The 23,480-nt window shown below is 66.4% G+C and carries 28 protein-coding genes, 1 tRNA gene and 3 pseudogenes; 24 read left to right on the top strand and 8 right to left on the bottom strand.

Features of this window, described 5'->3' with window-relative positions:
• The first annotated feature begins 20 nt into the window (after window positions 1-20).
• From QP166_RS10950 to pncB, 15 genes and pseudogenes are all read left to right on the top strand, one after another.
• A complete protein-coding gene (locus QP166_RS10950; RefSeq protein WP_333915937.1) occupies window positions 21-677 on the top strand; it encodes an adenylate kinase in 657 nt (218 codons plus the stop codon).
• A gap of 243 nt (window positions 678-920) precedes the next feature.
• Window positions 921-1,187: a hypothetical protein gene (locus tag QP166_RS10945; protein ID WP_333915936.1), complete on the top strand. Its 267-nt coding sequence runs from the start codon at window positions 921-923 to the stop codon at window positions 1,185-1,187.
• A gap of 165 nt (window positions 1,188-1,352) precedes the next feature.
• Window positions 1,353-1,721: a 30S ribosomal protein S13 gene (rpsM, locus tag QP166_RS10940; protein ID WP_022687043.1), complete on the top strand. Its 369-nt coding sequence runs from the start codon at window positions 1,353-1,355 to the stop codon at window positions 1,719-1,721.
• 82 nt (window positions 1,722-1,803) lie between these two features.
• Complete coding sequence (gene rpsK, locus QP166_RS10935; protein WP_333915935.1) at window positions 1,804-2,193, top strand: 30S ribosomal protein S11; 390 nt, start codon at window positions 1,804-1,806, stop codon at window positions 2,191-2,193.
• 93 nt (window positions 2,194-2,286) lie between these two features.
• Window positions 2,287-3,351, top strand: coding sequence for a DNA-directed RNA polymerase subunit alpha (locus tag QP166_RS10930; RefSeq protein ID WP_022687041.1), 1,065 nt, complete (start codon window positions 2,287-2,289; stop codon window positions 3,349-3,351).
• A 263-nt stretch (window positions 3,352-3,614) separates the two neighbouring features.
• Window positions 3,615-4,040: a 50S ribosomal protein L17 gene (gene rplQ / locus QP166_RS10925; RefSeq protein WP_333915934.1), complete on the top strand. Its 426-nt coding sequence runs from the start codon at window positions 3,615-3,617 to the stop codon at window positions 4,038-4,040.
• Window positions 4,041-4,290: 250 nt separating this feature from the next.
• Window positions 4,291-4,485 (top strand): ParD-like family protein, encoded by a 195-nt coding sequence (locus tag QP166_RS10920; RefSeq protein ID WP_333915933.1) that lies wholly within the window; start codon window positions 4,291-4,293, stop codon window positions 4,483-4,485.
• A gap of 5 nt (window positions 4,486-4,490) precedes the next feature.
• Entirely contained in the window at window positions 4,491-5,270 is a 780-nt protein-coding gene (gene map / locus QP166_RS10915) for a type I methionyl aminopeptidase (protein ID WP_333917322.1), read from the top strand.
• 195 nt (window positions 5,271-5,465) lie between these two features.
• The gene (gene guaA / locus QP166_RS10910; protein WP_333915932.1) at window positions 5,466-7,019 is read left to right on the top strand and encodes a glutamine-hydrolyzing GMP synthase; all 1,554 of its coding nucleotides are present in this window, start codon (window positions 5,466-5,468) and stop codon (window positions 7,017-7,019) included.
• 260 nt (window positions 7,020-7,279) lie between these two features.
• A complete protein-coding gene (locus QP166_RS10905) occupies window positions 7,280-7,849 on the top strand; it encodes an NMCC_0638 family (lipo)protein (RefSeq protein ID WP_333915931.1) in 570 nt (189 codons plus the stop codon).
• Window positions 7,850-8,350: pseudogene (locus tag QP166_RS10900) on the top strand (AAA family ATPase).
• Between the two features lie 66 nt (window positions 8,351-8,416).
• Window positions 8,417-8,764 (top strand): ArsC family reductase, encoded by a 348-nt coding sequence (locus QP166_RS10895; protein ID WP_333915930.1) that lies wholly within the window; start codon window positions 8,417-8,419, stop codon window positions 8,762-8,764.
• Between the two features lie 51 nt (window positions 8,765-8,815).
• Window positions 8,816-8,892 (top strand) — tRNA-Arg (locus QP166_RS10890).
• 20 nt (window positions 8,893-8,912) lie between these two features.
• On the top strand, window positions 8,913-10,196 hold the full coding sequence (locus QP166_RS10885; RefSeq protein ID WP_333915929.1) for an Hsp70 family protein: 1,284 nt from the start codon (window positions 8,913-8,915) through the stop codon (window positions 10,194-10,196).
• A 2-nt stretch (window positions 10,197-10,198) separates the two neighbouring features.
• The gene (gene pncB, locus QP166_RS10880; protein ID WP_333915928.1) at window positions 10,199-11,503 is read left to right on the top strand and encodes a nicotinate phosphoribosyltransferase; all 1,305 of its coding nucleotides are present in this window, start codon (window positions 10,199-10,201) and stop codon (window positions 11,501-11,503) included.
• Window positions 11,504-11,655: 152 nt separating this feature from the next.
• Here the strand turns inward: pncB and QP166_RS10875 are convergent, their stop codons facing one another.
• Window positions 11,656-11,916, bottom strand: coding sequence for an SWIB/MDM2 domain-containing protein (locus QP166_RS10875; protein ID WP_333915927.1), 261 nt, complete (start codon window positions 11,914-11,916; stop codon window positions 11,656-11,658).
• 46 nt (window positions 11,917-11,962) lie between these two features.
• Window positions 11,963-12,169, bottom strand: coding sequence for a DUF2945 domain-containing protein (locus tag QP166_RS10870; protein ID WP_333915926.1), 207 nt, complete (start codon window positions 12,167-12,169; stop codon window positions 11,963-11,965).
• A 102-nt stretch (window positions 12,170-12,271) separates the two neighbouring features.
• On the opposite strand from QP166_RS10870, the gene folE reads away from it, so the two are divergent.
• The 5 genes from folE (at window position 12,272) to QP166_RS10845 (ending at window position 15,137) form a co-directional block, all read left to right on the top strand.
• Window positions 12,272-12,898: a GTP cyclohydrolase I FolE gene (gene folE / locus QP166_RS10865; protein ID WP_443027210.1), complete on the top strand. Its 627-nt coding sequence runs from the start codon at window positions 12,272-12,274 to the stop codon at window positions 12,896-12,898.
• 5 nt (window positions 12,899-12,903) lie between these two features.
• The gene (locus QP166_RS10860; protein ID WP_333915924.1) at window positions 12,904-13,632 is read left to right on the top strand and encodes an SDR family oxidoreductase; all 729 of its coding nucleotides are present in this window, start codon (window positions 12,904-12,906) and stop codon (window positions 13,630-13,632) included.
• Entirely contained in the window at window positions 13,625-13,975 is a 351-nt protein-coding gene (locus QP166_RS10855) for a dihydroneopterin aldolase (protein WP_333915923.1), read from the top strand. Before QP166_RS10860 ends, QP166_RS10855 begins: the two co-directional genes overlap by 8 nt.
• 203 nt (window positions 13,976-14,178) lie before the next feature.
• The gene (locus QP166_RS10850) at window positions 14,179-14,727 is read left to right on the top strand and encodes a glycoside hydrolase family 108 protein (RefSeq protein ID WP_333915922.1); all 549 of its coding nucleotides are present in this window, start codon (window positions 14,179-14,181) and stop codon (window positions 14,725-14,727) included.
• A 2-nt stretch (window positions 14,728-14,729) separates the two neighbouring features.
• Window positions 14,730-15,137: a holin family protein gene (locus tag QP166_RS10845; RefSeq protein ID WP_333915921.1), complete on the top strand. Its 408-nt coding sequence runs from the start codon at window positions 14,730-14,732 to the stop codon at window positions 15,135-15,137.
• Window positions 15,138-15,185: 48 nt separating this feature from the next.
• Here the strand turns inward: QP166_RS10845 and QP166_RS10840 are convergent, their stop codons facing one another.
• Window positions 15,186-15,374, bottom strand: coding sequence for a hypothetical protein (locus QP166_RS10840; RefSeq protein WP_333915920.1), 189 nt, complete (start codon window positions 15,372-15,374; stop codon window positions 15,186-15,188).
• A 140-nt stretch (window positions 15,375-15,514) separates the two neighbouring features.
• Between QP166_RS10840 and hslV the strand changes: the two genes are divergently transcribed.
• Window positions 15,515-16,057, top strand: a complete 543-nt coding sequence (hslV, locus tag QP166_RS10835) for an ATP-dependent protease subunit HslV (RefSeq protein ID WP_333915919.1) — start codon at window positions 15,515-15,517, stop codon at window positions 16,055-16,057.
• Between the two features lie 115 nt (window positions 16,058-16,172).
• Window positions 16,173-17,474 carry an ATP-dependent protease ATPase subunit HslU gene (gene hslU / locus QP166_RS10830; protein WP_333915918.1) on the top strand — a complete coding sequence of 434 codons (1,302 nt, stop codon included), beginning with the start codon at window positions 16,173-16,175 and terminating at the stop codon, window positions 17,472-17,474.
• 77 nt (window positions 17,475-17,551) lie between these two features.
• Here hslU and QP166_RS10825 read toward each other — a convergent pair whose 3' ends face one another.
• The 5 genes and pseudogenes from QP166_RS10825 to lgt form a co-directional block, all read right to left on the bottom strand.
• A complete protein-coding gene (locus tag QP166_RS10825) occupies window positions 17,552-17,701 on the bottom strand; it encodes a hypothetical protein (RefSeq protein ID WP_333915917.1) in 150 nt (49 codons plus the stop codon).
• 60 nt (window positions 17,702-17,761) lie between these two features.
• Window positions 17,762-18,522, bottom strand: a pseudogene (pgeF, locus tag QP166_RS10820) (peptidoglycan editing factor PgeF).
• Window positions 18,519-19,034: a GNAT family N-acetyltransferase gene (locus QP166_RS10815; RefSeq protein WP_333915916.1), complete on the bottom strand. Its 516-nt coding sequence runs from the start codon at window positions 19,032-19,034 to the stop codon at window positions 18,519-18,521. Before QP166_RS10815 ends, pgeF begins: the two are co-directional and overlap by 4 nt.
• Window positions 19,031-20,065: a class I SAM-dependent methyltransferase gene (locus tag QP166_RS10810; RefSeq protein ID WP_333915915.1), complete on the bottom strand. Its 1,035-nt coding sequence runs from the start codon at window positions 20,063-20,065 to the stop codon at window positions 19,031-19,033. The genes QP166_RS10815 and QP166_RS10810 overlap by 4 nt, the downstream gene beginning before the upstream one ends.
• Window positions 20,065-20,952 (bottom strand): prolipoprotein diacylglyceryl transferase, encoded by an 888-nt coding sequence (gene lgt, locus QP166_RS10805; protein ID WP_333915914.1) that lies wholly within the window; start codon window positions 20,950-20,952, stop codon window positions 20,065-20,067. Before lgt ends, QP166_RS10810 begins: the two co-directional genes overlap by 1 nt.
• Window positions 20,953-21,017: 65 nt before the next feature.
• On the opposite strand from lgt, the gene QP166_RS10800 reads away from it, so the two are divergent.
• Window positions 21,018-22,697: a class I adenylate-forming enzyme family protein gene (locus tag QP166_RS10800; protein ID WP_333915913.1), complete on the top strand. Its 1,680-nt coding sequence runs from the start codon at window positions 21,018-21,020 to the stop codon at window positions 22,695-22,697.
• A gap of 45 nt (window positions 22,698-22,742) precedes the next feature.
• A pseudogene (locus QP166_RS10795) lies at window positions 22,743-22,952 on the top strand (hypothetical protein); the annotation flags it as partial.
• Between the last annotated feature and the right edge of the window lie 528 nt (window positions 22,953-23,480).

Here is a 23,480-nt window from a genome sequence, read left to right as displayed (position 1 = left end):
GGCGCAAAGGGGAGAGATCGGTGAACATCATTCTGCTGGGGCCGCCGGGGGCGGGCAAGGGAACCCAGGCGCAACGATTGGTCGAGCATCATGGGGTGGTGCAGTTGTCGACTGGCGACATGCTGCGCGCCGCCGTCAAGGCCGGCACGCCGGTCGGGCTGCAGGCCAAGGCGGTGATGGAGGCCGGCGAGCTGGTCAGCGATGCGATCGTCTCGGCGCTGATCGGCGAGCGACTCGATGCCGGCACCGCGAATGGTGCGATCTTCGACGGTTATCCGCGTACCGCCGCGCAGGCCGACGCGCTCGACCTGCTGCTCGACGAGCGCGGCCAGAAGCTCGATGCCGTCATCGAGCTGGAGGTCGACGAGGATGCGCTGGTCGAGCGTATCGTCGGACGTTTCACCTGCGGCAATTGCGGCACCGGCTATCACGATCGTTTCAAGCAGCCGAAGGTCGAGGGCACCTGCGACATCTGCGGCGCGCACGAGTTCAAGCGCCGTCCCGATGACAATGAGGAGACGGTGCGGACGCGGATGGCCGAATATCGCGCCAAGACCGCGCCGATCATCCCGATCTACGAATCGCGCGGGCTGGTGTCGCGCGTCGACGGCATGGGCGCGATGGATGCCGTCTCGGCACAGATCGAGTCGATCCTCGGCAAGGTGCCGGCGCAATAAGTGACGGAAATGTCATGGTCGCGTAAGGCGATCGTGGGGTGAGGGGCTGTAGAGACGATCGGGTTGGCAGCGCGGAAACACGCTGCCCCGTCGCAGCGCTCTCCCCGAGGCGACGGCACTGATCGTCGCCTGAACTCCCGAAGGGCGGCGATGGCCGGCGGAGGTTCCCTGTCCTCCGCCGGCCTTTTCTTTTTCCAGCGAGTCGGGTGGCCCTCACCCGGCACTTCGGCCACAAGGCCGCGGATGGACGCGCTTACCGCCTTCGGACTTTTCGCCGTCAGCTTCACGCTGGTCTGTTACGCGATGGAAGCGCGGGCGGCGTTCTGGACCTTGCTGTTCGCGATCGGTTGCCTGCTCGGATCGGCCTATGGCTTTCTGCAAGGCGCGTGGCCGTTCGGGCTGGTCGAACTGGCGTGGTTCGTCGTCGCGCTCCGCCGCTGGGTCGGGCTGCGGCGAGTCGAAGGCGAGCGGCGGAACCCATCGCTTGACACGACGTTACCGCCCGCCTAACCGCTCTTCCTTCCAATCTACCGAATCCCGGCGGCACGTTCGTGCCTGCCGTCTTGCCGCGTTCGCGGCGACGGCTCGGGGAAGCGGCAGGGCGGAAACGCAATGCGACGAGATGGGGTGCGTGGCAGCCATGCCGCATCCCGTGGAGCACAGGAGAAAAATTTCATGGCACGTATCGCGGGTGTCAATATCCCGACCAACAAGCGCGTTCTGATCGCGCTGACCTACATCCACGGCATCGGTCCGGCCAAGGCGCTGGAAATCACCACGAAGCTGAACATCGCCGCCGATCGTCGCGTGCAGGACCTGAGCGATCAGGAAGTGCTGCAGATCCGCGAGGCGATCGACGCCGACCACACGGTCGAGGGTGATCTTCGTCGCGAGACCGCGATGAACATCAAGCGCCTTATGGACCTGGCCTGCTATCGCGGCCTGCGCCACCGTAAGGGCCTGCCGGTCCGCGGCCAGCGCACGCACACCAATGCGCGCACCCGCAAGGGCAAGGCCAAGCCGATTGCCGGTAAGAAGAAGTAAGCGCTAGCGCTCTTCCTCTCCGTTGGCCGGTTGCAGGTTCGCGCCTCCCGGCCGCGTTGTAAGATAAGGTCAGGAATACCATATGGCACAGGCACCGCAGCGCATCCGTCGGCGCGAGCGCAAGAACATCACCGCAGGCGTCGCGCACGTGAACGCCAGCTTCAACAACACCATGATCACCATCACCGATGCGCAGGGCAATGCGATCAGCTGGTCGTCGGCCGGCATGATGGGCTTCAAGGGCAGCCGTAAGTCGACCCCGTACGCCGCGCAGGTCGCTGCCGAGGACGCGGGCAAGAAGGCCGCCGAGCATGGCGTCCGCACGATCGAGGTCGAGGTCAAGGGGCCGGGTTCAGGTCGCGAATCGGCACTGCGCGCGCTGCAGGCGGTCGGTTTCCAGATCACGTCGATCCGCGACGTGACCTCGATCCCGCACAACGGCGTTCGTCCGTCCAAGCGCCGTCGCGTCTGACGATCACGCTTCGCGTGGCTGCTGACGAGCGGCCACGTTCATTACCCGGCCGTGCGCGTCCCCCGCGCTCGGCCCAACCCCAGGGACGAGAGCTTGTCTGTCAACGCAAAGAACTGGCAAGAACTGAAGAAGCCCAACCAGCTCGAAAAGAAGAGCGGTGACGGCAAGCGCAAGGCGACGTTCATCGCCGAACCGCTGGAGCGTGGTTTCGGCCTGACGCTCGGCAACGCGCTGCGGCGCGTGCTGTTGTCGTCACTGCAAGGTGCGGCGGTGACTTCGATCAAGATTGAGAACGTGTTGCACGAGTTCAGCTCGCTGGCGGGGGTCCGTGAAGACGTGACCGACATCGTCCTGAACGTGAAGCAGATCGCGATCCGCATGCAGGGCGAAGGCCCGAAGCGGCTCCAGCTTTCCGCCACCGGTCCGGCCGAGGTGAAGGCGGGTGATATCGCGGTGTCGGGCGACATCGAGGTGATGAACCCCGAGCTGGTGATCTGCCATCTCGACGAGGGCGCGACGTTCAACATGGAACTGACCGCCGACGTCGGTAAGGGCTATGTCGCGGCGGTGAACAACCGTCCGGCGGATGCGCCGATCGGGCTGATCCCCGTCGACGCGCTCTACTCGCCGGTACGCCAGGTGTCGTACAAGGTCGACCCGACTCGCGTCGGGCAGGACCTGGATTACGACAAGCTGACGCTGACGATCGAGACCGACGGCACCGTGACCCCGGAAGACGCGGTCGGCTATGCTGGTCGTATCCTTCAGGACCAGCTCGCGCTGTTCGTCCACTTCGACGATTCGTCGGTCACGCGCTCGGCACCGATCGGCGTTGCGGCGCCGGCGGCGACGGGTGGCGAAGCGCCCAGCGACACCGCGCAGATCAACCGTTACCTGCTCAAGAAGGTCGACGAGCTGGAACTGTCGGTCCGTTCGGCGAACTGCCTCAAGAACGACAACATCATCTATATCGGCGATCTGGTCGGCAAGACCGAGGCCGAGATGCTGCGCACGCCGAACTTCGGCCGCAAGTCGCTCAACGAGATCAAGGAAGTGCTGTCGTCGATGGGGCTGCGGCTTGGGATGGAAATTCCCGGCTGGCCGCCCGAGAACATCGAGGAAGTGGCAAAGAAGCTCGAGCAGGAGATCATGGGGTGATCGCAGGGGATTAGCGCGAGCTAATCCCCGTCGCGGCGATCACCTCGGCCGGCGGGAGCCGAACGGCTCCCGACCGACGACGCGGCTTCGCCGCGTCGCCACCCGGCCTCATCCTGCCAAAGCAACCGGCGTCCAGAACGCCGGACCAGATATGGGTCCCTGCCTCCGCAGGGACGACGGTTTTTTCCGGTGAGCCTGACCGTCCTCACCTGTCCCGGGGTTTCCGTCAGACGGCCCCCTGACGAACGAGAAGGAAGACTATCATGCGCCATCGTGTAGGCGGTCGTAAGCTGCAGCGTACCTCGGCACATCGCATCGCGCTGTTCCGCAACATGTCGGCTGCGCTCATCAAGCATGAGCAGATCACCACCACCGTCGCCAAGGCGAAGGAACTGCGCCCGTACATCGAGAAGCTGGTGACGCTCGGCAAGAAGGGTGGTCTCTCGAACCGCCGTCTGGCGCACGCCCGGCTGCTCGACGACGCGCAGCTCGTCAAGCTGTTCGACGTACTCGCCACGCGCTACGCCGACCGCAACGGCGGCTACACCCGCATCATCAAGGCCGGCATCCGCGCGTCGGACGCCTCGCCGATGGCGATCATCGAGTTCGTCGATCGCGACGTCTCGGCCAAGGGTCAGGACTCAGGCCCGGTCATGAACGACGACGAGGATTTCGACGCCGCCGCCTGATCGGGCGACTGCGCTGAAACGAACAGGCCGCTCCGGTAACGGGGCGGCCTTTTTCGTGTTTCGCGGGATACGATTGCCCAACCGTCGTTACCGCGAAGGCGGGAATCCAGAACCCATGCTGTCTCGAAAGAAGCGTGAGGGCCGCGCGTCTGGATTCCCGCCTTCGCGGGAATGACGAAGAGGGGCTAGTGACACGGTACCATCCACACCATACACGCTTCGTATGTTGATAACCCGGTGGAGAACCTGTGTGGGCATTGTGAAGATCGACGACCTGCTGCACGAGGAAGCGCGTCGCGCGAGTGCGGTGATGTGCCGCTCGATCAATGCGCAGGCCGAGTTCTGGATGAAGATCGGGATGCTCGCCGAGGCGAACCCGATGCTGTCGTTCAACGAGATCGTCGCCCGCGAGCGTGCCGCCGTCCCGATCGCGACCGCCGCATGACCGCGATCCTCAAGAGCCCCGACGAGTTGGCGCTGATGCGCGAGTCCGGCCGGCTGCTCGCCAAGGTGTTCGAGATGCTCGACCGCGAGACGCTCGCCGGGCAATCGACGCTCGCGATCAACGATCTGGTCGAGCGCTACATCGTCGACGAACTGCACGCGCGCACCGCCAGCAAGGGGCAGTATGATTTCGCGTTCGTGCTCAACAGCTCGATCAATCAGGTCGTCTGTCACGGCGTGCCGAACGACGCGGATGTTGTGGGTGACGGCGACATCGTCAATCTCGACATCACGCTGGAAAAGAACGGCTTCATCGCCGATTCGAGCAAGACCTATCTGGTCGGCGAGGTCGCACCCGCCGCACGCCGGCTGGTCCGCGTCGCACAGGAAGCGATGTGGAAGGGGATCGCGCAGGTCCGCGCCGGCGCGCGGCTCGGCGATGTCGGCGCAGCGATCGATCGCCATGCCAAGCAACACGGCTATTCGGTGGTCCGCGACTTCTGCGGCCATGGCATCGGGCGCGAGATGCACGAGGCGCCCGAGGTGCTCAATTACGGCCGGCCCGGCACCGGCACGGTTTTGCGCGAGGGCATGACCTTCACCGTCGAACCGATGGTCAATCAGGGCACCCGCAAGGTCGCGACCCGCGACGACGGCTGGACGGTCGTGACCGGCGACGGCAAGCTCTCCGCGCAGTTCGAGCATACGGTGGCGGTGACCGCGACCGGCGTCGAGGTGCTGACGCTGCGCAAAGGAGAGGCGGTACCGAAGGGCGTGCGCAGCTAGATCTCAACCACATCCGTTCGCCCTGAGGAATGGCTGAGCTTGTCGAAGCCAAGTCTCGAAGGGTATCCACGACCAAAGTGCTTCGAGACAGCATTTTGACGCGCTCAATGCTTCCTCAGCGCGAACGGGCATTGCGGAGAGGACTGCCCGCCTCACCCCTCTTTCCCCCGCGCGCCATCCCGCTACAGGCCCGCCATGGAGCATCCCGACAACATCCTCATCGTCGATTTCGGCAGCCAGGTGACCCAGCTGATCGCGCGTCGCGTGCGCGAGGCGGGGGTCTATAGCGAGGTCGCGCCCTTCCAGTCCGCCGCTGAAGCATTCGCGCGGTTGAAGCCGAAGGGTGTGATCCTGTCGGGTGGTCCCGCATCGGTGACCGATGAGAACAGCCCGCGCGCGCCACAGGAAATCTTCGACGCCGGGGTTCCGGTGCTCGGCATCTGTTACGGCCAGCAGGTGATGAACACCCAGCTCGGCGGCCGCGTCGAGAAGGGCATGTCGGGCGAGTTCGGGCTGGCGTTCGTCGAGGTCGACCAGACCTGCGCGCTGTTCGACGGGCTGTGGCAGGCAGGTGAGAAGCACCAGGTGTGGATGAGCCACGGCGATCATGTCGCGGCGCTCGCCCCCGGCTTCGCTCCGGTGGCTTCGTCGCCGGGCGCGCCGTTCGCGATCACCGCCGACGAGACGCGGCAATATTTCGGGATGCAGTTCCACCCGGAGGTCGTCCACACGCCGGACGGCGGCAAGTTGATCGCCAATTTCGCACGCCACGTCTGCGGGCTGGCGGGTGACTGGACGATGGCCGAGTTCCGCAGCGTCAAGATCGCCGAAATCCGTGAGCAGGTCGGCGACAAGCGCGTGATCTGCGGCCTGTCGGGCGGGGTCGATTCGGCGGTCGCCGCGGTGCTGATCCACGAGGCGATCGGCGAGCAACTGACCTGCGTGTTCGTCGATGGCGGCATCCTGCGCGAGGGCGAGGCCGAGCAGGTCGTCGGCCTGTTCCGCGGCGCCTACAACATCCCGCTGGTGCATGTGCAGGCGCAGGACCTGTTCATGGACGGGCTTGCGGGCGTCACCGACCCGGAGGCGAAGCGCAAGTTCATCGGCAAGACCTTCATCGACGTCTTCGAGGCCGAGGCCAAGAAGATCGGCGGCGCGGACTTCCTCGCGCAGGGCACGCTCTACCCCGACGTGATCGAGAGCGTCAGCTTCACCGGCGGTCCGTCGGTGACGATCAAGAGCCACCACAATGTCGGCGGCCTGCCCGCGCGGATGAACATGAAGCTCGTCGAGCCGCTGCGCGAATTGTTCAAGGACGAGGTCCGCGCGCTCGGTCGAGAACTGGGCCTGCCCGAGGTGTTCGTCAGCCGCCATCCGTTCCCCGGACCGGGGCTGGCGATCCGCATTCCCGGCGAGGTGACGCGCGAGCGCTGCGACATCCTGCGCAAGGCGGACGCGATCTATCTCGAGGAAATCCGCAACGCCGGGCTCTACGATACGATCTGGCAGGCATTCGCCGTGCTGCTGCCGGTGCGGTCGGTCGGGGTGATGGGCGACGGACGGACCTATGACAGCGTGCTGGCGCTGCGTGCGGTGACCTCGGTCGACGGGATGACCGCCGAGGCGTTTCAATTCCCCGGCGACTTCCTGCCGCGCGTCGCGACGCGGATCATCAACGAGGTAAAGGGCATCAACCGCGTCACCTACGACTACACCTCGAAGCCGCCTGGTACGATCGAATGGGAATGATGACAGCACACGGCCATGCGGGGCATGGTCGTCGCGTCGTCCTTCGCTGCCGAGTGGCGCTGTCGCGGGCTTGCGGTCGCGCGGGACGTGATCGCGGCCGGATCATCTGGCAACAGTTCGCCCCGTCATTGCGAGCGTAGCGAAGCAATCCAGGGCGTCCTGATCCGGCACTGGATTGCGTCGCTGCGCTCGCAATGACGTCATAGTGGCCGCCGCCTTCCAATCGTGCCACAGTCGCCGCGACCACAATGGAGTGACCGATGATTGCCGCACTCCTGTTCGTCGCGCTGCAGGCCGCGCCGCCACAACAGCTGCCCGACAAGCCGCAATATCGCGGGCAAGGGCAGATGGCGATGTTCGACATGATCTGCGGCCGGGTCTTCCCTGACGACGCGCGGATTGCGACTGCGATGGCCAGGATGCCCGGCACGCGCGCGCTGACCGCCGAGGAACTGCGTACCTATCTGAAAGACGATCCCGGCCGCGGCTGGGTGATGTCGGCGGGGAGCAGCCGGATCGTCGTGACGATCGAGTCGCCGCCAATCCATTCCTGTGCGGTGCGGATCAGCAACACCGATGGTGTCATCGACGAGCGCCAGTGGCAGCAACTGCTCGCAACCGCGCAGGCACGCAGCGGCGGCGGTTTCGTCACCTTGCCAACGCAGACGTTCGAGGTCGGCGACATCCGTTCGCAGGCGAGCGGTGTGCAGAAGCAGGGCGCGGGTGGTGCGGCCGAGGCGATCTACCTGATCCGCAGCACGCCCAAGAAGCCCGGTCTCGCGACCGAGATCCGCATGGTCCGGCAGTTGGTGGCACCGCAGGGGCGGTAGATGCCGAACACGAGCATTGCGTTGCCTCGCGATCGCATACCGACGGCTCATCTGGTTTTCGGCTTCCTAGGCGCCGGCAAAACGACGCTTGCCAAAAGGCTCGAGCGTCAACACCGCGCGGTGCGCTTCACACCGGACGAATGGATGGCACGCCAGTTCGGAGAAGACCCTCTCGCAGATATCTTCGAGGAAAAGGCAACGGCAATCCTGGAAGTTATGCAGCCGATATGGCTTTGATGCCTCTCGTTGGGGATCAATGTAGTCCTTGACTACGGCTTCTGGTCGCGCGCCGAAAGAGATAGGGTGCGAGCTATAGTAAATGAGGTAGGGGCGCTTTCGTGCTTGTGGGCCGTAAGCTGCGCGGATGATGAGGCCCGTGCACGTATCGCCAACCGAAACAAGAGTTCGCATCGCAGCCTCTATATTGCTCCGGCAACCTTCGACTTGCTCAAGAAGCGGCTTGAGCCTTTGGGCGCCGACGAAACCCATTCGGTAGCTTGATGCAAGGGCGACAGGTCATCTCTTCCATCCACCATGGCCATTGCTCAAAAGCACACAGGACCACCGATGACGATCACCCTCTACGGCATCCCCAATTGCGACACGGTCAAGAAGGCGCGCACGTGGCTCGCGGAGCATGACATCGCGCATACCTTCCACGACTATAAGAAGGCCGGCGTCGACCCAAAGGCACTCGACGCCTGGATCGCGCAGCTCGGCTGGGAGCCGCTGCTCAATCGCGCCGGCACCACCTTCCGCAAGCTGCCCGACGTCGACAAGGCCGATATCGACGCCGCGAAGGCGCGCGCGCTGATGATCGCGCATCCTTCCACGATCAAGCGCCCGGTGCTGGTCGACGGCGAGCGTATCGAGGTCGGGTTCAAGCCGGACGGCTATGCCGCGCTGTTCGCCTGACCCGCTTCGCCGTTGACCGGGCGCGTGCGGAAACCTAGGAAAACCGCCCGTGCCCCCGTAGCTCAGCAGGATAGAGCGACGGTTTCCTAAACCGCAGGCCGTGAGTTCGAATCTCGCCGGGGGCACCACACCTGCGACGGAGCAAGACGTGGCGCGCGCGCTCGGCCTCGATTTCGGCACCACCAACACCGTCGTCGCCCTCGCGGACGAGGGCGAGGCCCGGCTGGTCGAGTTCACCGGCAAGGAAGCGACCGACGCGGTGTTCCGCTCGGCCCTGTGCTTCTGGGAGGACGAGCAGGGCTGGAACGGCGTCGCCAGTGAGGCGGGGCCATGGGCGATCGCCGAATATCTCGAGGCACCGCTCGACAGCCGCTTCGTCCAATCGTTCAAGACCGTTGCCGCCAGCCCGCTGTTCGAGCGGACGACGATCTTCAACCGCCAGATGCGCTTCGAGGATCTCGGCCGGCTGTTGCTTCAGAAGCTGGTACGCCATGCCGGCGGGCAGCTCGACGATCGCCCGGCGCGGGTGATCGTCGGGCGGCCGGTCGAATATGCCGGCGCGCGCCCCGACGAAGCGCTGGCGCGGCAACGTTATGACCTGATGCTCCGCGAGTTCGGGGCCGAGGTGCATTACGTCTACGAACCGCTCGGCGCAGCGCACAGCTTCGCCGCGCGGCTGACCGAGCCGGCCACGATCCTCGTGGCCGATTTCGGCGGCGGTACGACCGACTTCTCGCTGGTCCGCGTCGCCGCCCCCGGGGCCGAGCGCCGCTGCGTCCCGCTTGCCTCGACCGGCGTGGGGATCGCGGGCGACCGCTTCGATCAGCGGATCGTCTCGCACCTGGTGCTGCCGCTGCTGGGGAAGGGTGGGCAATATCGATCGTTCGGCAAGACTCTCGATATTCCCGGTGGCTTCTTCAACGACGTCGCGGACTGGTCGCGGCTGGCGATGATGCGGAACCGCCGCACGCTGGAGGAATTGCGCAAGCTGCAACGCGACGCGCTCGATCCCGATGCGATCGGACGGATGATCGCGTTGGTCGAGGAAGAGCAGGGCTTCCCGCTCTATGACGCGGTCGGCAAGTTGAAGCGCGCTCTGTCGAGCGCCGACCATGCCGAATTCGCGTTCGAGGGCGGCGGGATCCGCATCGCCGCCGATGTGGCGCGTGCGGATTTCGAGCGCTGGATCGCCGACGATCTCGTGCGGATCGAGGTGGCGCTCGATGCCGCATTGACGCGCGGTGGGGTCGAGGCGGGGGCGATCGACCGCGTGTTCCTGACCGGCGGTTCGTCGCTGATCCCCGCGATCCGCGCGATCTTCGATCGCCGCTTCGGCGCAGAGCGGATCGCGACCGGTGGCGAGCTGACCTCGATCGCGCACGGGCTCGCGCTGATCGGCGCCGAGCCCGACATCACCCCGTGGGAGGCGTGACGATGGTCTACACCGACATCGCGACGCGTACCTGGGATCATGGCTGGCGGCTCGACCCGATCGTGCGCAGCCTGCTCGACACAGATTTCTACAAGCTGCTGATGCTTCAGCTGATCTGGCGGCGGCATCGCGATACCCACGCCACCTTCGCGCTCATCAACCGTACGCACGGCGTCCGGCTGGCCGAGGTGATCGACGAGGGCGAATTGCGTGCGCAGCTCGACCACGCGCGGTCGTTGCGCTTCACCAAGAAGGAGCTGATCTGGCTCGCCGGCAACAGCTTCTATGGCGAAGCGCGGATGTTCGGGCCCGATTTCCTCGGCTGGCTCGCCGACTTCCGCCTTCCCGACTACGAGCTGCGCACCGTCGATGGGCAGTTCGAGCTGCATTTCGACGGCCCGTGGATGTGCACGACGATGTGGGAGATCCCGGCGCTCGCGATCGTCAACGAGCTGCGCGCGCGGGCCGCGCTGCGCGGCAAGGGGCGCTTCACGCTCGACGTCCTCTATGCGCGCGCCAAGGCGAAATTGTGGGAGAAGGTCGAGCGGTTACAGGCGCTGCCCGACCTCGCGCTGTCGGATTTCGGCACGCGCCGCCGCCACGGTTTCCTGTGGCAGCGGTGGTGCGTCGAGGCGCTCAAGGAAGGGCTGGGCGCGCGCTTCATCGGCACGTCGAACGTGCTGCTGGCGATGGATCACGATCTGGAGGCGATCGGCACCAATGCGCACGAGCTGCCGATGGTCGCCGCCGCACTCGCGCCCGACGATGCCGCGCTCGCGCTGGCGCCGTATCAGGTGCTCGACGAATGGCGGCGAGCCTATGGCGGCAACCTGCTGATCGCGCTGCCTGACGCGTTCGGCACCGCCGCCTTCCTGCGTGATGCGCCCGATTGGGTGGCGGACTGGACCGGCTTCCGGCCCGACAGCGCCCCGCCGATCGAGGCGGGCGAGCGGATCATCGCCTGGTGGCAGGCGCACGGCCGCGATCCGCGTGAAAAATTGCTGATCTTCTCCGACGGGATGGACACCGATTCGATCGAGGAAACCTTTCGCCATTTCCATGGCCGGGTGCGGGCGAGCTTCGGCTGGGGGACGAACCTTACCAACGACTTCCGCGGCTGCGATCCCGATGGCGCGACCGGGCTGGAGCCGATCTCGCTGGTCTGCAAGGTGGTGAGTGCCGACGGGCGGCCGGCGGTCAAACTGTCCGACAATCCCGCAAAGGCGACGGGGACGCCCGAGGAAATTGCCCGCTATCTCCGCGTGTTCGGCGACGAGGCGCGCGCGGCGGCACCAGTGGCGGTGTAGGCACCCTGCTCCTGCGAACGCAGGATGCCAAAGATTTCAAGCGATGCAATTTGCGGCGCTGGGTTCCTGCGCCCGCAGGAACACGGAACTGCAGCGGCCGCTTCAAGAAAACGCGCCGCCGATCATGATCAGCGGCGCGTCGGTCGAAAGCCTCAGGCCTTGACGTGCTGCGAGATGTACTTGTTCATCTCGAACATCGTCACCTTGTCCTTGCCGAACACCTTCTTCAGATTGTCGTCGGCGAGGATTTCGCGCTTGTTCTCCGGGTTCTGCAGGTTGTTCGACTTGATATAGTCCCACACCTTGCTGATGACCTGGCTGCGCGGCAGCTTCTCGTTGCCGACGACCGCACCCAGCTCAGCCGAGGGCTGAACGGGCGCATGGATGCCGCCGGTCTTGGGGGTGGTAGCCATTATTATCCTTCCATTCGCGCCGACCCGCTGAGAGCCTTGCGCAGCGTCACGCCTTTTTCAGCGCAGCGGGCTTGTGCGCCGCCTTTCCGCCGTTGTCACTCTCCACGAGATATTGCGGGTCATCCTTCGACGCCTTGACCTTGTGGCCCTTGATCGAGGTTTCGGACGTCAGCTTCTTCTCGACCGTGCCGTGCGCGGTGCCGCCGTGCGACTTCCAGGTCACGTCGTCGCCCTTCTTCAGATTGTCCGCCATCGTCCGTCTCCTCCGTTGCGGAGGATGCAACCCACGGAAGGTGTGACAGGTTGCGGTGGATCAATTCGTGCTACAGCCGGCGCCGATACGAACGAGGACATGATGAACGACAAGGGTCAGGCGACGCTCGACGACGGCGATCTGGTGGCGGAAGACGGCAAGATCGCGGTGCCCGCCGACGTGGCGGAGGCGGTGCGCACGCTGCTGCGCTGGGCCGGTGACGATCCCACGCGCGAAGGGCTGGTCGACACGCCGAAACGCGTGGCGCGCGCGTGGAAGGAATATTGCGCCGGCTATGGCGAGGATCCGGGCGTCCATCTGTCGCGGGTGTTCGAGGAGGTCGGCGGCTATGACGAGATCGTGCTGCTGAAAGACATTCCGTTCCAGTCGCATTGCGAACACCATATGGCACCGATCATCGGCAAGGCGCACATCGCCTACCTGCCGCGCAACCATGTCGTCGGCATCTCGAAGCTGGCGCGCGTGCTGCACGGTTATGCGCGGCGGTTGCAGGTGCAGGAACGGCTGACCGCCGAGGTCGCCGATTGCATCTGGAACGGTTTGAAGCCGCTGGGCGTCGCGGTGGTGATCGAGGCGAGCCACGCCTGCATGACTGCGCGAAGAGTCCGCACCTCGGGGGTCAATATGGTGACCAGCCGCATGATGGGCGTGTTCCGCGACGATGACCGCAGCCGCAAGGAAGTGCTGTCGCTGATGGGACTCGGCTGACCGCGATGCGGGTGCTGGTGACCGGCGGCGCGAAGCGGCTCGGTGCGGCGATCGCGCGCGCGGTCGCGGCGGCGGGGCATGAGCCCGTGATCCACTACGGCACGTCACAGCGCGAGGCCGAGGCGCTCGCCGCCGAACTGGGCGGCGTGGCGGTGCAGGGCGATCTGGCCGACCTTGCCGACGTCCGCGCGCTGTTCGCCCGAGCGTCCGAGCGCGGCGCGATCGACGGGCTCGTCAACAGCGCGTCGCTCTTCGCGTTCGACGCACCCGCCGCGCCCGATGCGGCGCTCGCTGCGCGCCTCCATGCGGTCAACGTCGTCGCGCCATCGCTGCTCGCCGCCGCACTGGCGGAGCAGGGGCGCGAGGGCGCGGTCGTCAACCTGCTCGACCAGAAGCTCGCCAACCCCAACCCCGATTTCTACAGCTATACGCTGACCAAGGCCGCGCTGGCGCAGGCGACGGTGCTGATGGCGCAGGCTTATGCGCCGCGCATCCGCGTCAATGCGGTGTCGCCGGGGCTGACGCTGCCGAGCGGCGACCAGACCGCTGCCGAATTCGACGCGGTCGCGCGCGCCAATCTGTTGCAGCGGCCGGTCGGCGCGGAAGCGGTCGCCGAGGCGGTGGTGTGGCTGCTGGAGGCGCGTAGCGTCACCGGACAGACCATCTTCGTCGACTGCGGTCAGCGTTTCGTGAAGAGCGCGCGTGACGTGATGTTCGGGACCGATCATGGCTGATTATGCGATCATCCTCGACGACCTCGCGGTGCAGATGCGGCTCGGCATCCACCCGCACGAGGCGGCACCGCAGCGCGTGCTGGTCTCGGTGCGCCTGACAGTCGATTACCCGCAGACGCCCGACGCGGACACGATCGGCGAGGTGCTGGACTATGACACGATCCGCGACGGCATTCAGGCGCTGGCGGCGGGCGAGGGGTTTGCGTTGCAGGAGACGTTGGTCGAGCGCATCGCCGCTTTCTGCCTCGCCGACCCGCGCGTGCGCGAGGTTCGCGTTCGCTCGATGAAGCCCGACGTCTACCCCGACGCGCGCGTCGGCTGTGAGATCGTGCGGGGGCGGTAACCGCCCTCGCCTCGTCATTCCCCCTCGTCATTCCTCCCCGTCATTCCCGCGAAGGCGGGAATCCAGACGCGCAGGTCTGTCGATCGAAGCGCGGGCGTCAGAGGTTCTGGATTCTCGCCTGCGCGGGAATGACGGGGAGGCGATCTGTCCTACACAGCATCGTTCCTGATACGTTCTCCATCCAACCAAGGAGAACGTCACGCATGATCGACGACCTTATCGACGCGGTGATCGACCGCGAGGGCGGGTATGTGAACAACCCCGCCGACCGAGGCGGCGCCACCCGGTTCGGCATCACCGAGGCGGTCGCGCGCGCCAACGGCTACACCGGCGACATGCGCCATTTCGCGCGGCCTGCGGCGGTGGCGATCTATCGCGAGCTGTATTGGCGTGCGCCCGGCTTCGACCGTGTCGCCACCCGCGCCCCGCGGGTCGCCGCCGAATTGTTCGACACCCCGGTCAACATGGGGCCCGCCGTCGCCGCCACGTTCCTGCAACGCGCGCTCACCGCGCTCAACCGCGGCGGGCGCGACTATCCCGACCTTGCCTGCGATGGCCGGATCGGCGCGCAGACGCTCGATGCGCTCGCCAGTTTCCTCGCCACCCGCAGCCCGACCGCAGAAACGGTGTTGATCCGCGCGGTCGAGGCGCTGCAGGGCGAACGCTACCTCTCGCTCGCCGAGCGCCGCCCCGCCAACGAGGCATTCCTCTACGGCTGGCTCGCCAACCGCGTCGGCAACGGGGAGCGCTGAGGATGGCGGTCGTCGACACGATCATCGGGCCGGTCGCCGGGCTGCTCGACAAACTGATTCCCGATCCCCGCGCGCGAGAGGCGGCGCAGCGCGAGCTGCTGCGGATGGAAGGCACGCAGGAGCTGGAGCGCGTCAAGACGCAGATGGCCGCGATCCTCGCCGAAGCGCAGGCGACCGATCCATGGACCAGCCGCGCGCGGCCGGGCTTCCTGTACGTCATGTACGCGCTGCTGCTATGGAGCATCCCGATGGGGCTGATCGCAGCGGTCCGTCCGCAGGCGGCGATGGCGATCGCGCAGGCGATGAACGCCTATCTCTCGGGCCTGCCGGAGCCGCTCTACACGCTCTTCGCGACCGGCTATCTCGGCTACACCGTCGCGCGTGAGTGGGGCAAGGCCAAGGCGAAATAGCTTTTCGTCATTGCGAGCGTAGCGGAGCACTGCGCTCGCGATGACGGATCAACCCGACCGCGCCAGCCTTTGCGGATCGGGCGGCAGGCGCATGTTCGCGCCGTGCGCAGCTTCCAGATATTGGGTCGCCATCGCGTAATGCGCCTGGCACACCACCGGGTCCTCCGCCTCTGCTGCCAGCCGTAGTTCGGCTTCGGCGCGCATCTGAAAATACAATCGGTCTCTGTCGGTTATCATCGACGCACTCACTCTCCGCGCGTCATATGGTCGCTTCGACGTGGCGATACCATCGCTGGGGCGCAAACTTTCATTGCCCTTGCCTGGGACACCTGCGCGCCCCAAATTCGGGGCCTATGAACGGGAACGATCCACATTCCATGCCGGTCTGGCATGGCACCACCATCCTTTCGGTACGGCGCGGCGGCAAGGTCGTCGTCATCGGCGACGGTCAGGTCTCGATGGGCCAGACCGTGATGAAGCCCAATGCACGCAAGGTCCGCACGCTCGGCGACGGCAAGGTCATCGCCGGCTTCGCGGGCGCGACTGCCGACGCCTTCACGTTGTTCGAGCGGCTTGAGGCCAAGCTGGAGCGACACGGCTATCACCTGATGCGCGCCGCGGTCGAGCTTGCGAAGGATTGGCGCACCGACAAGTTTCTCCGCAACCTGGAGGCGATGATGATCGTCGCCGACAAGGAAGTGACGCTGATCCTCACCGGCAATGGCGACGTGCTGGAGCCGGAGGCGGGGGTCGCCGCGATCGGCTCGGGCGGCAATTTCGCGCTCGCCGCGGCGCGCGCGCTGGTCGAGTACGAGAATGACGCCGAGGTGCTGTGCCGCAAGGCGATGAAGATCGCCGCCGAGGTCTGCGTCTACACCAACGACCGCGTCACGATCGAGACGCTGGACAGCACGACGTAAATTCGGCACCCCTCCCCTCGGGGGAGGGATTGGGGTGGGGGCTGAGGCTCGCGCCCGTTCCGCAACCACCCCACACCAACCCCTCCTCTGAAGGGGAGGGGCTTGAGAGAAAACCATGAACGATAATCTCACCCCCAAGGCGATCGTCGCCGCGCTCGACGCGCATATCATCGGGCAGCAGGACGCCAAGCGCGCGGTCGCGGTGGCGTTGCGTAACCGTTGGCGGCGCCAGCAGCTCTCGGCCGACCTGCGCGACGAGGTCACGCCCAAGAACATCCTGATGATCGGGCCGACCGGCTGCGGCAAGACCGAGATCAGCCGTCGGCTCGCCAAGCTCGCCGACGCACCGTTCGTCAAGGTCGAAGCGACCAAGTTCACCGAGGTCGGCTATGTCGGCCGCGACGTCGAACAGATCGCGCGCGACCTGGTCGAGGAAGCCGTGCGGCTGGAAAAGGAACGCCGCCGTGTCGCGGTGAAGGACAAGGCCGAGGCGTCGGCGATGGACCGGCTGCTCGACGCGCTGGTCGGCAAGGACGCAAGCCAGGCCACGCGCGAAAGCTTCCGCCAACGTTTCCGCGACGGGCACCTCGCCGACAAGGAAGTCGAACTGGAGCTGCAACAGATTCCGCAGATGCCGTTCGAACTGCCGGGCGGGCAGGGATCGGTGGGGATGATCAACATCAGCGAAATGATGGGCAAGGCATTCGGCGGCGGCCCGAAGCAGCGCCGCAAATTGCTGGTCCCCGCCGCCTGGGAGAAACTGGTCGAGGAAGAAGCCGACAAGCGGCTCGATCAGGATGAAGTCAGCCGCATCGCGCTTCAGGATGCCGAGGAGAACGGCATCGTCTTCCTCGACGAGATCGACAAGATTGCGGTCAGCGACGTGCGCGGCGGGTCGGTCAGCCGTGAGGGGGTTCAGCGCGATCTATTGCCGCTGATCGAGGGGACGACTGTCGCGACCAAATACGGTCCGATGAAGACCGACCACATCCTGTTCATCGCATCGGGCGCGTTCCATGTCGCCAAGCCGAGCGATCTGTTGCCCGAGCTTCAGGGCCGCCTGCCGATCCGCGTCGAGCTGAAGGGGCTGACCGAGGACGACTTCGTCGCGATCCTCTCCGACACCAAGGCGTCGTTGCCCGCGCAGTACAAGGCATTGATCGCGACCGAGGGTGTCGACGTCAGCTTCACCGACGATGGCATTCGCGCGATCGCGCGGATCGCGGCAGAAGTGAACGGTGAGATCGAGAATATCGGCGCGCGTCGACTCCAGACGGTCATGGAGAAGCTGCTCGAAGAGGTCAGCTTCAACGCCGAGGATCGCCAGGGCGCGGCGGTGACGGTCGACGCTGCCTATGTCGAAGGGCAATTGTCGAGCGTCGCGCGCAACTCCGATCTCAGCCGCTTCGTGTTGTAACGGCTTTCTTTACCTGCTCCCCGGCGAAGGCCGGGGAGTGCTTGGGCTTCAGTGGATCATCCACCAGAACACAAACGTCAGATCAGGTTGCCGGCGTAGAAGAGGATCAGGATCAGCGCGACGAGCAGGAAACCGAGGTAGATCAGCCCGCCCTTGATCGGACGCTTTGCCTTTCGATCGAAGGTCGGCCCCTCGCTTAATTCCTCGCGGACGGTTTCGTCGGCCATGGTCGTTCTCCCGTGTCGGCCCACCAACCGGCGGCACGGCGGAACGATCCCGCGTCTGTTCTACCCAGCCGGCGCGATGATCGCGATTTGGCGGCCATAGCTCGGCTCGCCGCGATGCGTGGCGCGCCGGTAGGAAAAGAACCGCGCCTCGTCGGCGTAGGTATCCAGCCCCAGCGCCGCGACGCGCGTCACCCCCGCCGCCGCCAGCCGATGAACCACATAGCCTTCCAGGTCGAAGCGATGATGCCCCGCGCGTGCGTCGACGAAGAACCGCTCGTTGGCCGCATCCGCCTCCTCGAAGCGGCGGCGAAACATATCGTCGACCTCATAGCTGGCGCGCGCGATGCACGGTCCCACCGCCGCGACGATCCGCTCCGCCTGCGCACCGCGCGCGATCATCGCCGCGACCGTCGCATCGGTGACGCCGGCCAGCGCGCCCTTCCATCCGGCATGCGCTGCTCCGACGACCCCCGCTGCGGCATCGGCGAGCAGTACCGGCGCACAGTCCGCGGTCACCACCCCGATCGCCAGGCCGGCGCGATCGGTGACCAGCGCGTCCGCCTGCGGTCGCTCGACGAACGGCGCGTCGACCGTGACGCAGGTCGCCGAATGGATCTGATAGGGCGTCAACAGGCACGCACCCGGCGCGACTGCCGCGACCGCTGCCGAACGATTGGCGTGCACCACCGCCTCCTCGTCCGCCGACCCGAGCCCGACGTTGAGCCCGGCGTGCATGCCCGTCGATCCGCCCCTTGCCGCCCGAAGAAGCCGTGCGCGACGCCGTTCAGAACGGCGGCGCGGAACGGCACCGGCAAGGTCACAGCGCGCGCCGCATCACGATATCGGTGTCCTCGTGATCGCCGACCATGAAGGCATAGCGGCCGACGTCCTTGAAGTCGTACTTGGCGTAGAAGCGTCGGGCGCGCTCGTTATCCACGAACACCGAGAGGTACATCTCGCGCATCCCACGCGCGCGCGCTTCCTCAAGCGCCCATTCCATCATCTTCGGCCCCATGCCCCCACCTTGCCACGGCTGGAGCAGGTAGAATTGCCGCAGCTCGATCGCGCCTTCCTTGGGCGTGAACGGCAGGCGCGGCGGACCGAGCTTCACATAGCCGACGACGATATGCCCTTCCTCGACCACCGCGACCGAATAGGCCGGGTCGGCGATCTCACGCGCCCAATCCTCAGGCGTATGCTGTTCGAGGAACGTGGCGAGGTCGGCCGCCGAATACAGCATCCCGAACGTCTCGGTGAAGGTCGCCCGCGCGACGCCGGCCAGATCGGCGGCATCCTTGGCGGTGGCGCGGCGCATCGTGGCGCGGCGCGTCATGCCCCGAACCCCGCAGGGCGTGGCCAGTCTTGATGTGTCACTGCGATCACCTTGAACAGCTCCCCCATGTCGTCCACCAGCCGGCGGCGATCGCCGGCTACCTTTTCCCCCAGCGCGGCGGCGCGCTGGTCGATCCCCAAAGCGCGCAGGAACGCGCCTTGCCCGATCATCCCGTATGTCGCCGCACCCGACGCACTCGCCACCAGCCGCAGCGTCGCCATATCGACATGCGCGGTCAGGTCCTGCTCGCCCGGCGCCTCGAACGGATTGGCATAGGCATGGCCGCGCACCGCCTGCAACGTGTCGCCGACTGCCGGACCGTCATAGCCGTAATCGATTGCAAGCGCTACGCCGCCCTGTGCGACGATCCGCGCCGATAGATCGGCCATGATCGCGACGCTGGCGGGCGAGGTCTCGACGATCGCGCCCGATGCAGCGGACGCGAGCGCGGGCGGGATGATCGTGTCCGGCACGCTGGTGCCAGCGATGGGCAGGAACAACGTGTCCTGACACGCCACCAGCCGCTCGTGCCACGTCTCGCCACGCTTCACGAGCTGGCGGATCGGCAGCGCGTCGAAGAATTCGTTAGCGATCACGATCAGCGGCACGTCCTCGGGCAACGTCGTGATCGAATCATGCCAGGTCGCGCCCGCCACCCGCTCGGCTTGCGCGACGCGCATCGTTGCGCTGGTCTCGACGAAATGCACGGGCGGGGTCAGGCCGGCGTGCGCCATCACGCGCAGCGCGTCGGCGCTCAGCGTCCCGCGCCCCGGACCCAGCTCGACCCACGCCACCGCCGGACGCCCCGCGCGATCCCACAGGTCCGCGGCCCACGCGCCGATCAGTTCGCCGAACATCTGGCTGATCTCGGGCGCGGTCGTGAAGTCGCCGCCCGCGCCGAGTGGATCGCGGGTCGCATAATAATGCGTGTTGGCCGCGGCCATGAACTGGCTGACCGGGATTGGCCCGCCCAGCGCGATCGCACGCGCCAGGCGGTCGGCGAGCAGCGGCCCGGTCGTCGGTTGATCCATCAGGCGACCGCGTCCCGTCCGGCGATCGGCTCGACACGCGTGCGGCGCCGAGGCGCGGTCAGGATCAGGAACAACCCTGCGAGGATCATCGGCACGCACAGCCACTGCCCCATGTGCAGCCCGGTCGCCTCCGCGAACTGACGCAGCTGCGCATCGGGCTCGCGGAAGAATTCGGCGGTGAAGCGCGCGAGGCCGTAACCGGTCAGGAAAAGGCCCACCAGCTTGCCCGGCTGATAACGCGCATCGGTGCGCCAGAAGAAGAACCACAGCAACGCGAACAGCAGGATGCCCTCCAGCCCCGCCTCGTACAGCTGGCTCGGGTGACGCGCCGGTTCGGGGACGCCGAACGGCACCGTCCGCTCGAAGACGATCGCCCACGGCACCTCGGCGGGCTTGCCCCACAATTCGCCGTTCACGAAATTGGCGAGCCGCCCGAAGAACAGGCCGAAGGGTACGCAGCAGGCGACATAATCATGCACGCGCAGCCAGTTGAGCCCATGTTTGCGCGCGAACCAGATCAGCCCCAGCGACGTGCCGATCACCCCGCCATGGAACGACATCCCGCCGTCCCACAGTCGCAGGATCGACAGCGGTCTTGTCAGCATCTCGGGTGCGTAGAACAGCACATAGCCGATCCGGCCGCCGAGGATGATTCCCAGCGTCGCATAGAAGACCAGATCGTCGGCATGACGCCGCGCCATCGGCGCGCCCGGCTGGTCGAGCAGCTTCAGCAGATACCACCAGCCGATGACGATTCCGGCGATATACGCCAGGCTGTACCAGCGCAGCGTGAACACCCCGATCGAGAAGACATCGGGATGCAGTCCCAAATCGGCAAAATGTATGTGGCTTGCCGCTACGGCAGCCGCGAGCGCGGGCAGGATCAAGGCTTTCCCCTCGTGAATCGCGCCTCCATAAGGGGCGAATAAGACAAACCCAAGCGGAGAGAGTGATGCGGACCGAGCTTGACGCGCGCATGGATGCCGTGATGGCGGCCTTGACGGGGGAGGGCGGTCCGCTCGCACTGGGATCGATTGCGCGATTTGGCCGCACCCTGCCGTGCATCACCACCGCGCCGCCGACGCTTCCGGCCTATTTCGCGCACTTCTGCGCCGAGCATCGCGACAAGACCTTTCTGGTCTGTGGTGACGAGCGGCTGACCTTCGGGCAGGCGCATGACGCCGCGACCCGCGTCGCACAGGCGCTGGTCGAAGGCTATGGCATCGCGCCCGGCGACCGGGTCGCGCTCGCCGCGCGCAATTCGGCGGCGTGGATCGTCCTCTACATGGGAATCGTGATGGCCGGCGGGGTCGCCACCCTGCTCAATGGCTGGTGGCAGGCCGAGGAACTGGCGGCAGCGGTCGCGGAATCGACTCCGTCGCTGATCCTTGCCGATCCGCCGCGCGTGCAGCGGCTCGCCGGCTGCGAGGTTCCCGTTCAGGCGTTCGACGATACGCTGCCGCTCGAACAGGCGCTCGATGCGCTGCTCGCCCGCGCCAAGGGGGCGGCGCTGCCGGCGGCCGGCCCGGACGCTCATGCCACGATCCTGTTCACCTCTGGCTCGACCGGCCGCGCACGCGGCGCGCTGTCGACCCACTTCCAGGTCGTGCAGGGCACCTTCAACTTCCTCGCCTCGGCGATGATGATGCTCGCGATCTCGACGCAGGACGGCAAGCCGATGGCCGCGCAGCCCGCGACATTGCTCAACGTGCCGCTGTTCCACGTCACCGCCATGGTGCCGACCTTCCTGCAAAGCTTCGCGATGGGGCGCAAGCTGGTGCTGATGTCGCGCTGGGATGCCGAGGAGGCGATGCGGCTGATCGAGCGCGAGAAGGTCACCTATTTCGTCGGCGTGCCGCTGATGAGCCTCGAGATGCTCAACCATCCGCGCCGCGCCGCCTATGACCTGTCGACCGTCACCGACTTCGCCGCCGGCGGCGCGCCGCGCCCGGTCGAGCATGTCCGGCGGCTCGATGCCGAACTGCCCGGCTCGCCGCTGATCGGCTATGGCCTGACCGAATCCAATGCGGTCGGCGCGGGCAATTGGCGCAGCAACTATCTCGCCAAGCCGGCCTCGACCGGGCGCCCCTCCGCACCGCTGGTCGAGTTCGCGATCCTCGACGAGAATGGGCAGCAGGTGCGGCTCGGCGGGGTCGGAGAGATCGGCATCCGCTCGGCGGCGTGTTTCGAGGGCTATTGGGGCCGCCCCGCCGACACCGCGGAATGCTACACCGCCGACGGCTTCTTCCGCACCGGCGACCTCGGCTATCTCGACACCGACGGCTATCTGTTCATCGTCGACCGCAAGAAGGACATCATCATCCGCGGCGGCGAGAACATCAGCTGCCAGGAGGTCGAAGCCGCCCTCTACACGCATGGTGCGGTCGCCGAGGCGGCGGTGTTCGGGCTCGCCGACGAGCGGCTGGGTGAAGTGCCGTGCGCGGTCGTCCACCTCGCCGATCCGGACGCGACCAGCGGCGCCGAATTGATCGCGTTCCTCGGCAAGCATCTCGCCGCGTTCAAAGTCCCGCAGCGGCTCTGGCTCAGCCCCGATCCGCTCCCGCGGCTGGGGACCGAGAAGATCGACAAACGATCGTTGCGCAAGAGCTATGCCGCGCTGGCGGTAGACTGACGAGGCTACTCGCCAAACCTCACCACGCCCGCTAGGCGGCATCGCATGGCGGAGATCACGCGGCGCAGGCTTCTCGTTTCCGGTGGCGTCGGCGCGGGGCTGATCGTGGCGTGGGCGGCATGGCCGCGCACCTATCTGCCCAATGTCGCCGCCGCGCCCGACGAACACGTCTTCAACGCCTTCCTGAAGATCGCGCGCGACGGAAAGATCATCGTCGCCGTCCCGCAATGCGAACACGGGCAGGGCGTGTTCACGACCCTGCCGCAGATCGTCGCGGACGAACTCGGCGCGGATTGGCGGACGGTCGGGGTCGAGGCCGCGCCGGTCTCGCCACTCTACGCCAACCCGCTCGCCGCCGACTGGCTGTTCGGCGATGGCTTCGCGGGCGCGCCCGAACGATTGCGCGACGAAGTCTGGACGCGTGACGCCCTGATGCTCACCGCCGGCTCGACCTCGGTGCGGCGCTTCGAGGCGCCGTTGCGCGACGCAGGCGCGGCGGCGCGCGTGCTGCTGTGCCAGGCGGCGGCAAAGCGGTGGGAGGTCGATTGGCGCGATTGCACGACCGCCGACGGCTTCGTCATGGAGGGCAAGCAACGGCTGCGCTTCGGCGAACTGGCGGAGGCGGCAGCGGCAGCGGCAGCGGCAGGCAAATTGCCCACCGACCTGCCGTATCGGATCGGCGACGAAGGCCGGCTGACCGGCGAGTCGCTGCCGCGGCTCGACGTGCCCGCGAAGGTCGACGGTTCGGCCGATTTCGTCGCGGACGTGCGGCTGCCCGACATG

The organism is Sphingomonas sp. LR60 (genome assembly GCF_036855935.1).
Lineage (GTDB): Bacteria > Pseudomonadota > Alphaproteobacteria > Sphingomonadales > Sphingomonadaceae > Sphingomonas.
The sequence above is the reverse complement of the archived record's forward strand: the minus strand, read 5'-3'. Positions and strand labels throughout refer to the sequence as shown.

Bases quoted from the DNA above. Each gene is read 5' to 3' on its own strand.
- QP166_RS10945 (WP_333915936.1), top strand. From the start codon at position 921: ATGGACGCGCTTACCGCCTTCGGACTTTTCGCCGTCAGCTTCACGCTG.
- rpsM (WP_022687043.1), top strand. From the start codon at position 1,353: ATGGCACGTATCGCGGGTGTCAATATCCCGACCAACAAGCGCGTTCTG.
- rpsK (WP_333915935.1), top strand. From the start codon at position 1,804: ATGGCACAGGCACCGCAGCGCATCCGTCGGCGCGAGCGCAAGAACATC.
- rplQ (WP_333915934.1), top strand. From the start codon at position 3,615: ATGCGCCATCGTGTAGGCGGTCGTAAGCTGCAGCGTACCTCGGCACAT.
- guaA (WP_333915932.1), top strand. From the start codon at position 5,466: ATGGAGCATCCCGACAACATCCTCATCGTCGATTTCGGCAGCCAGGTG.
- QP166_RS10905 (WP_333915931.1), top strand. From the start codon at position 7,280: ATGATTGCCGCACTCCTGTTCGTCGCGCTGCAGGCCGCGCCGCCACAA.
- QP166_RS10895 (WP_333915930.1), top strand. From the start codon at position 8,417: ATGACGATCACCCTCTACGGCATCCCCAATTGCGACACGGTCAAGAAG.
- pncB (WP_333915928.1), top strand. From the start codon at position 10,199: ATGGTCTACACCGACATCGCGACGCGTACCTGGGATCATGGCTGGCGG.
- QP166_RS10875 (WP_333915927.1), bottom strand. From the start codon at position 11,916: ATGGCTACCACCCCCAAGACCGGCGGCATCCATGCGCCCGTTCAGCCC.
- QP166_RS10870 (WP_333915926.1), bottom strand. From the start codon at position 12,169: ATGGCGGACAATCTGAAGAAGGGCGACGACGTGACCTGGAAGTCGCAC.
- folE (WP_443027210.1), top strand. From the start codon at position 12,272: ATGAACGACAAGGGTCAGGCGACGCTCGACGACGGCGATCTGGTGGCG.
- QP166_RS10860 (WP_333915924.1), top strand. From the start codon at position 12,904: ATGCGGGTGCTGGTGACCGGCGGCGCGAAGCGGCTCGGTGCGGCGATC.
- QP166_RS10855 (WP_333915923.1), top strand. From the start codon at position 13,625: ATGGCTGATTATGCGATCATCCTCGACGACCTCGCGGTGCAGATGCGG.
- QP166_RS10850 (WP_333915922.1), top strand. From the start codon at position 14,179: ATGATCGACGACCTTATCGACGCGGTGATCGACCGCGAGGGCGGGTAT.
- QP166_RS10845 (WP_333915921.1), top strand. From the start codon at position 14,730: ATGGCGGTCGTCGACACGATCATCGGGCCGGTCGCCGGGCTGCTCGAC.
- QP166_RS10840 (WP_333915920.1), bottom strand. From the start codon at position 15,374: ATGATAACCGACAGAGACCGATTGTATTTTCAGATGCGCGCCGAAGCC.
- hslV (WP_333915919.1), top strand. From the start codon at position 15,515: ATGCCGGTCTGGCATGGCACCACCATCCTTTCGGTACGGCGCGGCGGC.
- hslU (WP_333915918.1), top strand. From the start codon at position 16,173: ATGAACGATAATCTCACCCCCAAGGCGATCGTCGCCGCGCTCGACGCG.
- QP166_RS10825 (WP_333915917.1), bottom strand. From the start codon at position 17,701: ATGGCCGACGAAACCGTCCGCGAGGAATTAAGCGAGGGGCCGACCTTC.
- QP166_RS10815 (WP_333915916.1), bottom strand. From the start codon at position 19,034: ATGACGCGCCGCGCCACGATGCGCCGCGCCACCGCCAAGGATGCCGCC.
- QP166_RS10810 (WP_333915915.1), bottom strand. From the start codon at position 20,065: ATGGATCAACCGACGACCGGGCCGCTGCTCGCCGACCGCCTGGCGCGT.
- QP166_RS10800 (WP_333915913.1), top strand. From the start codon at position 21,018: ATGCGGACCGAGCTTGACGCGCGCATGGATGCCGTGATGGCGGCCTTG.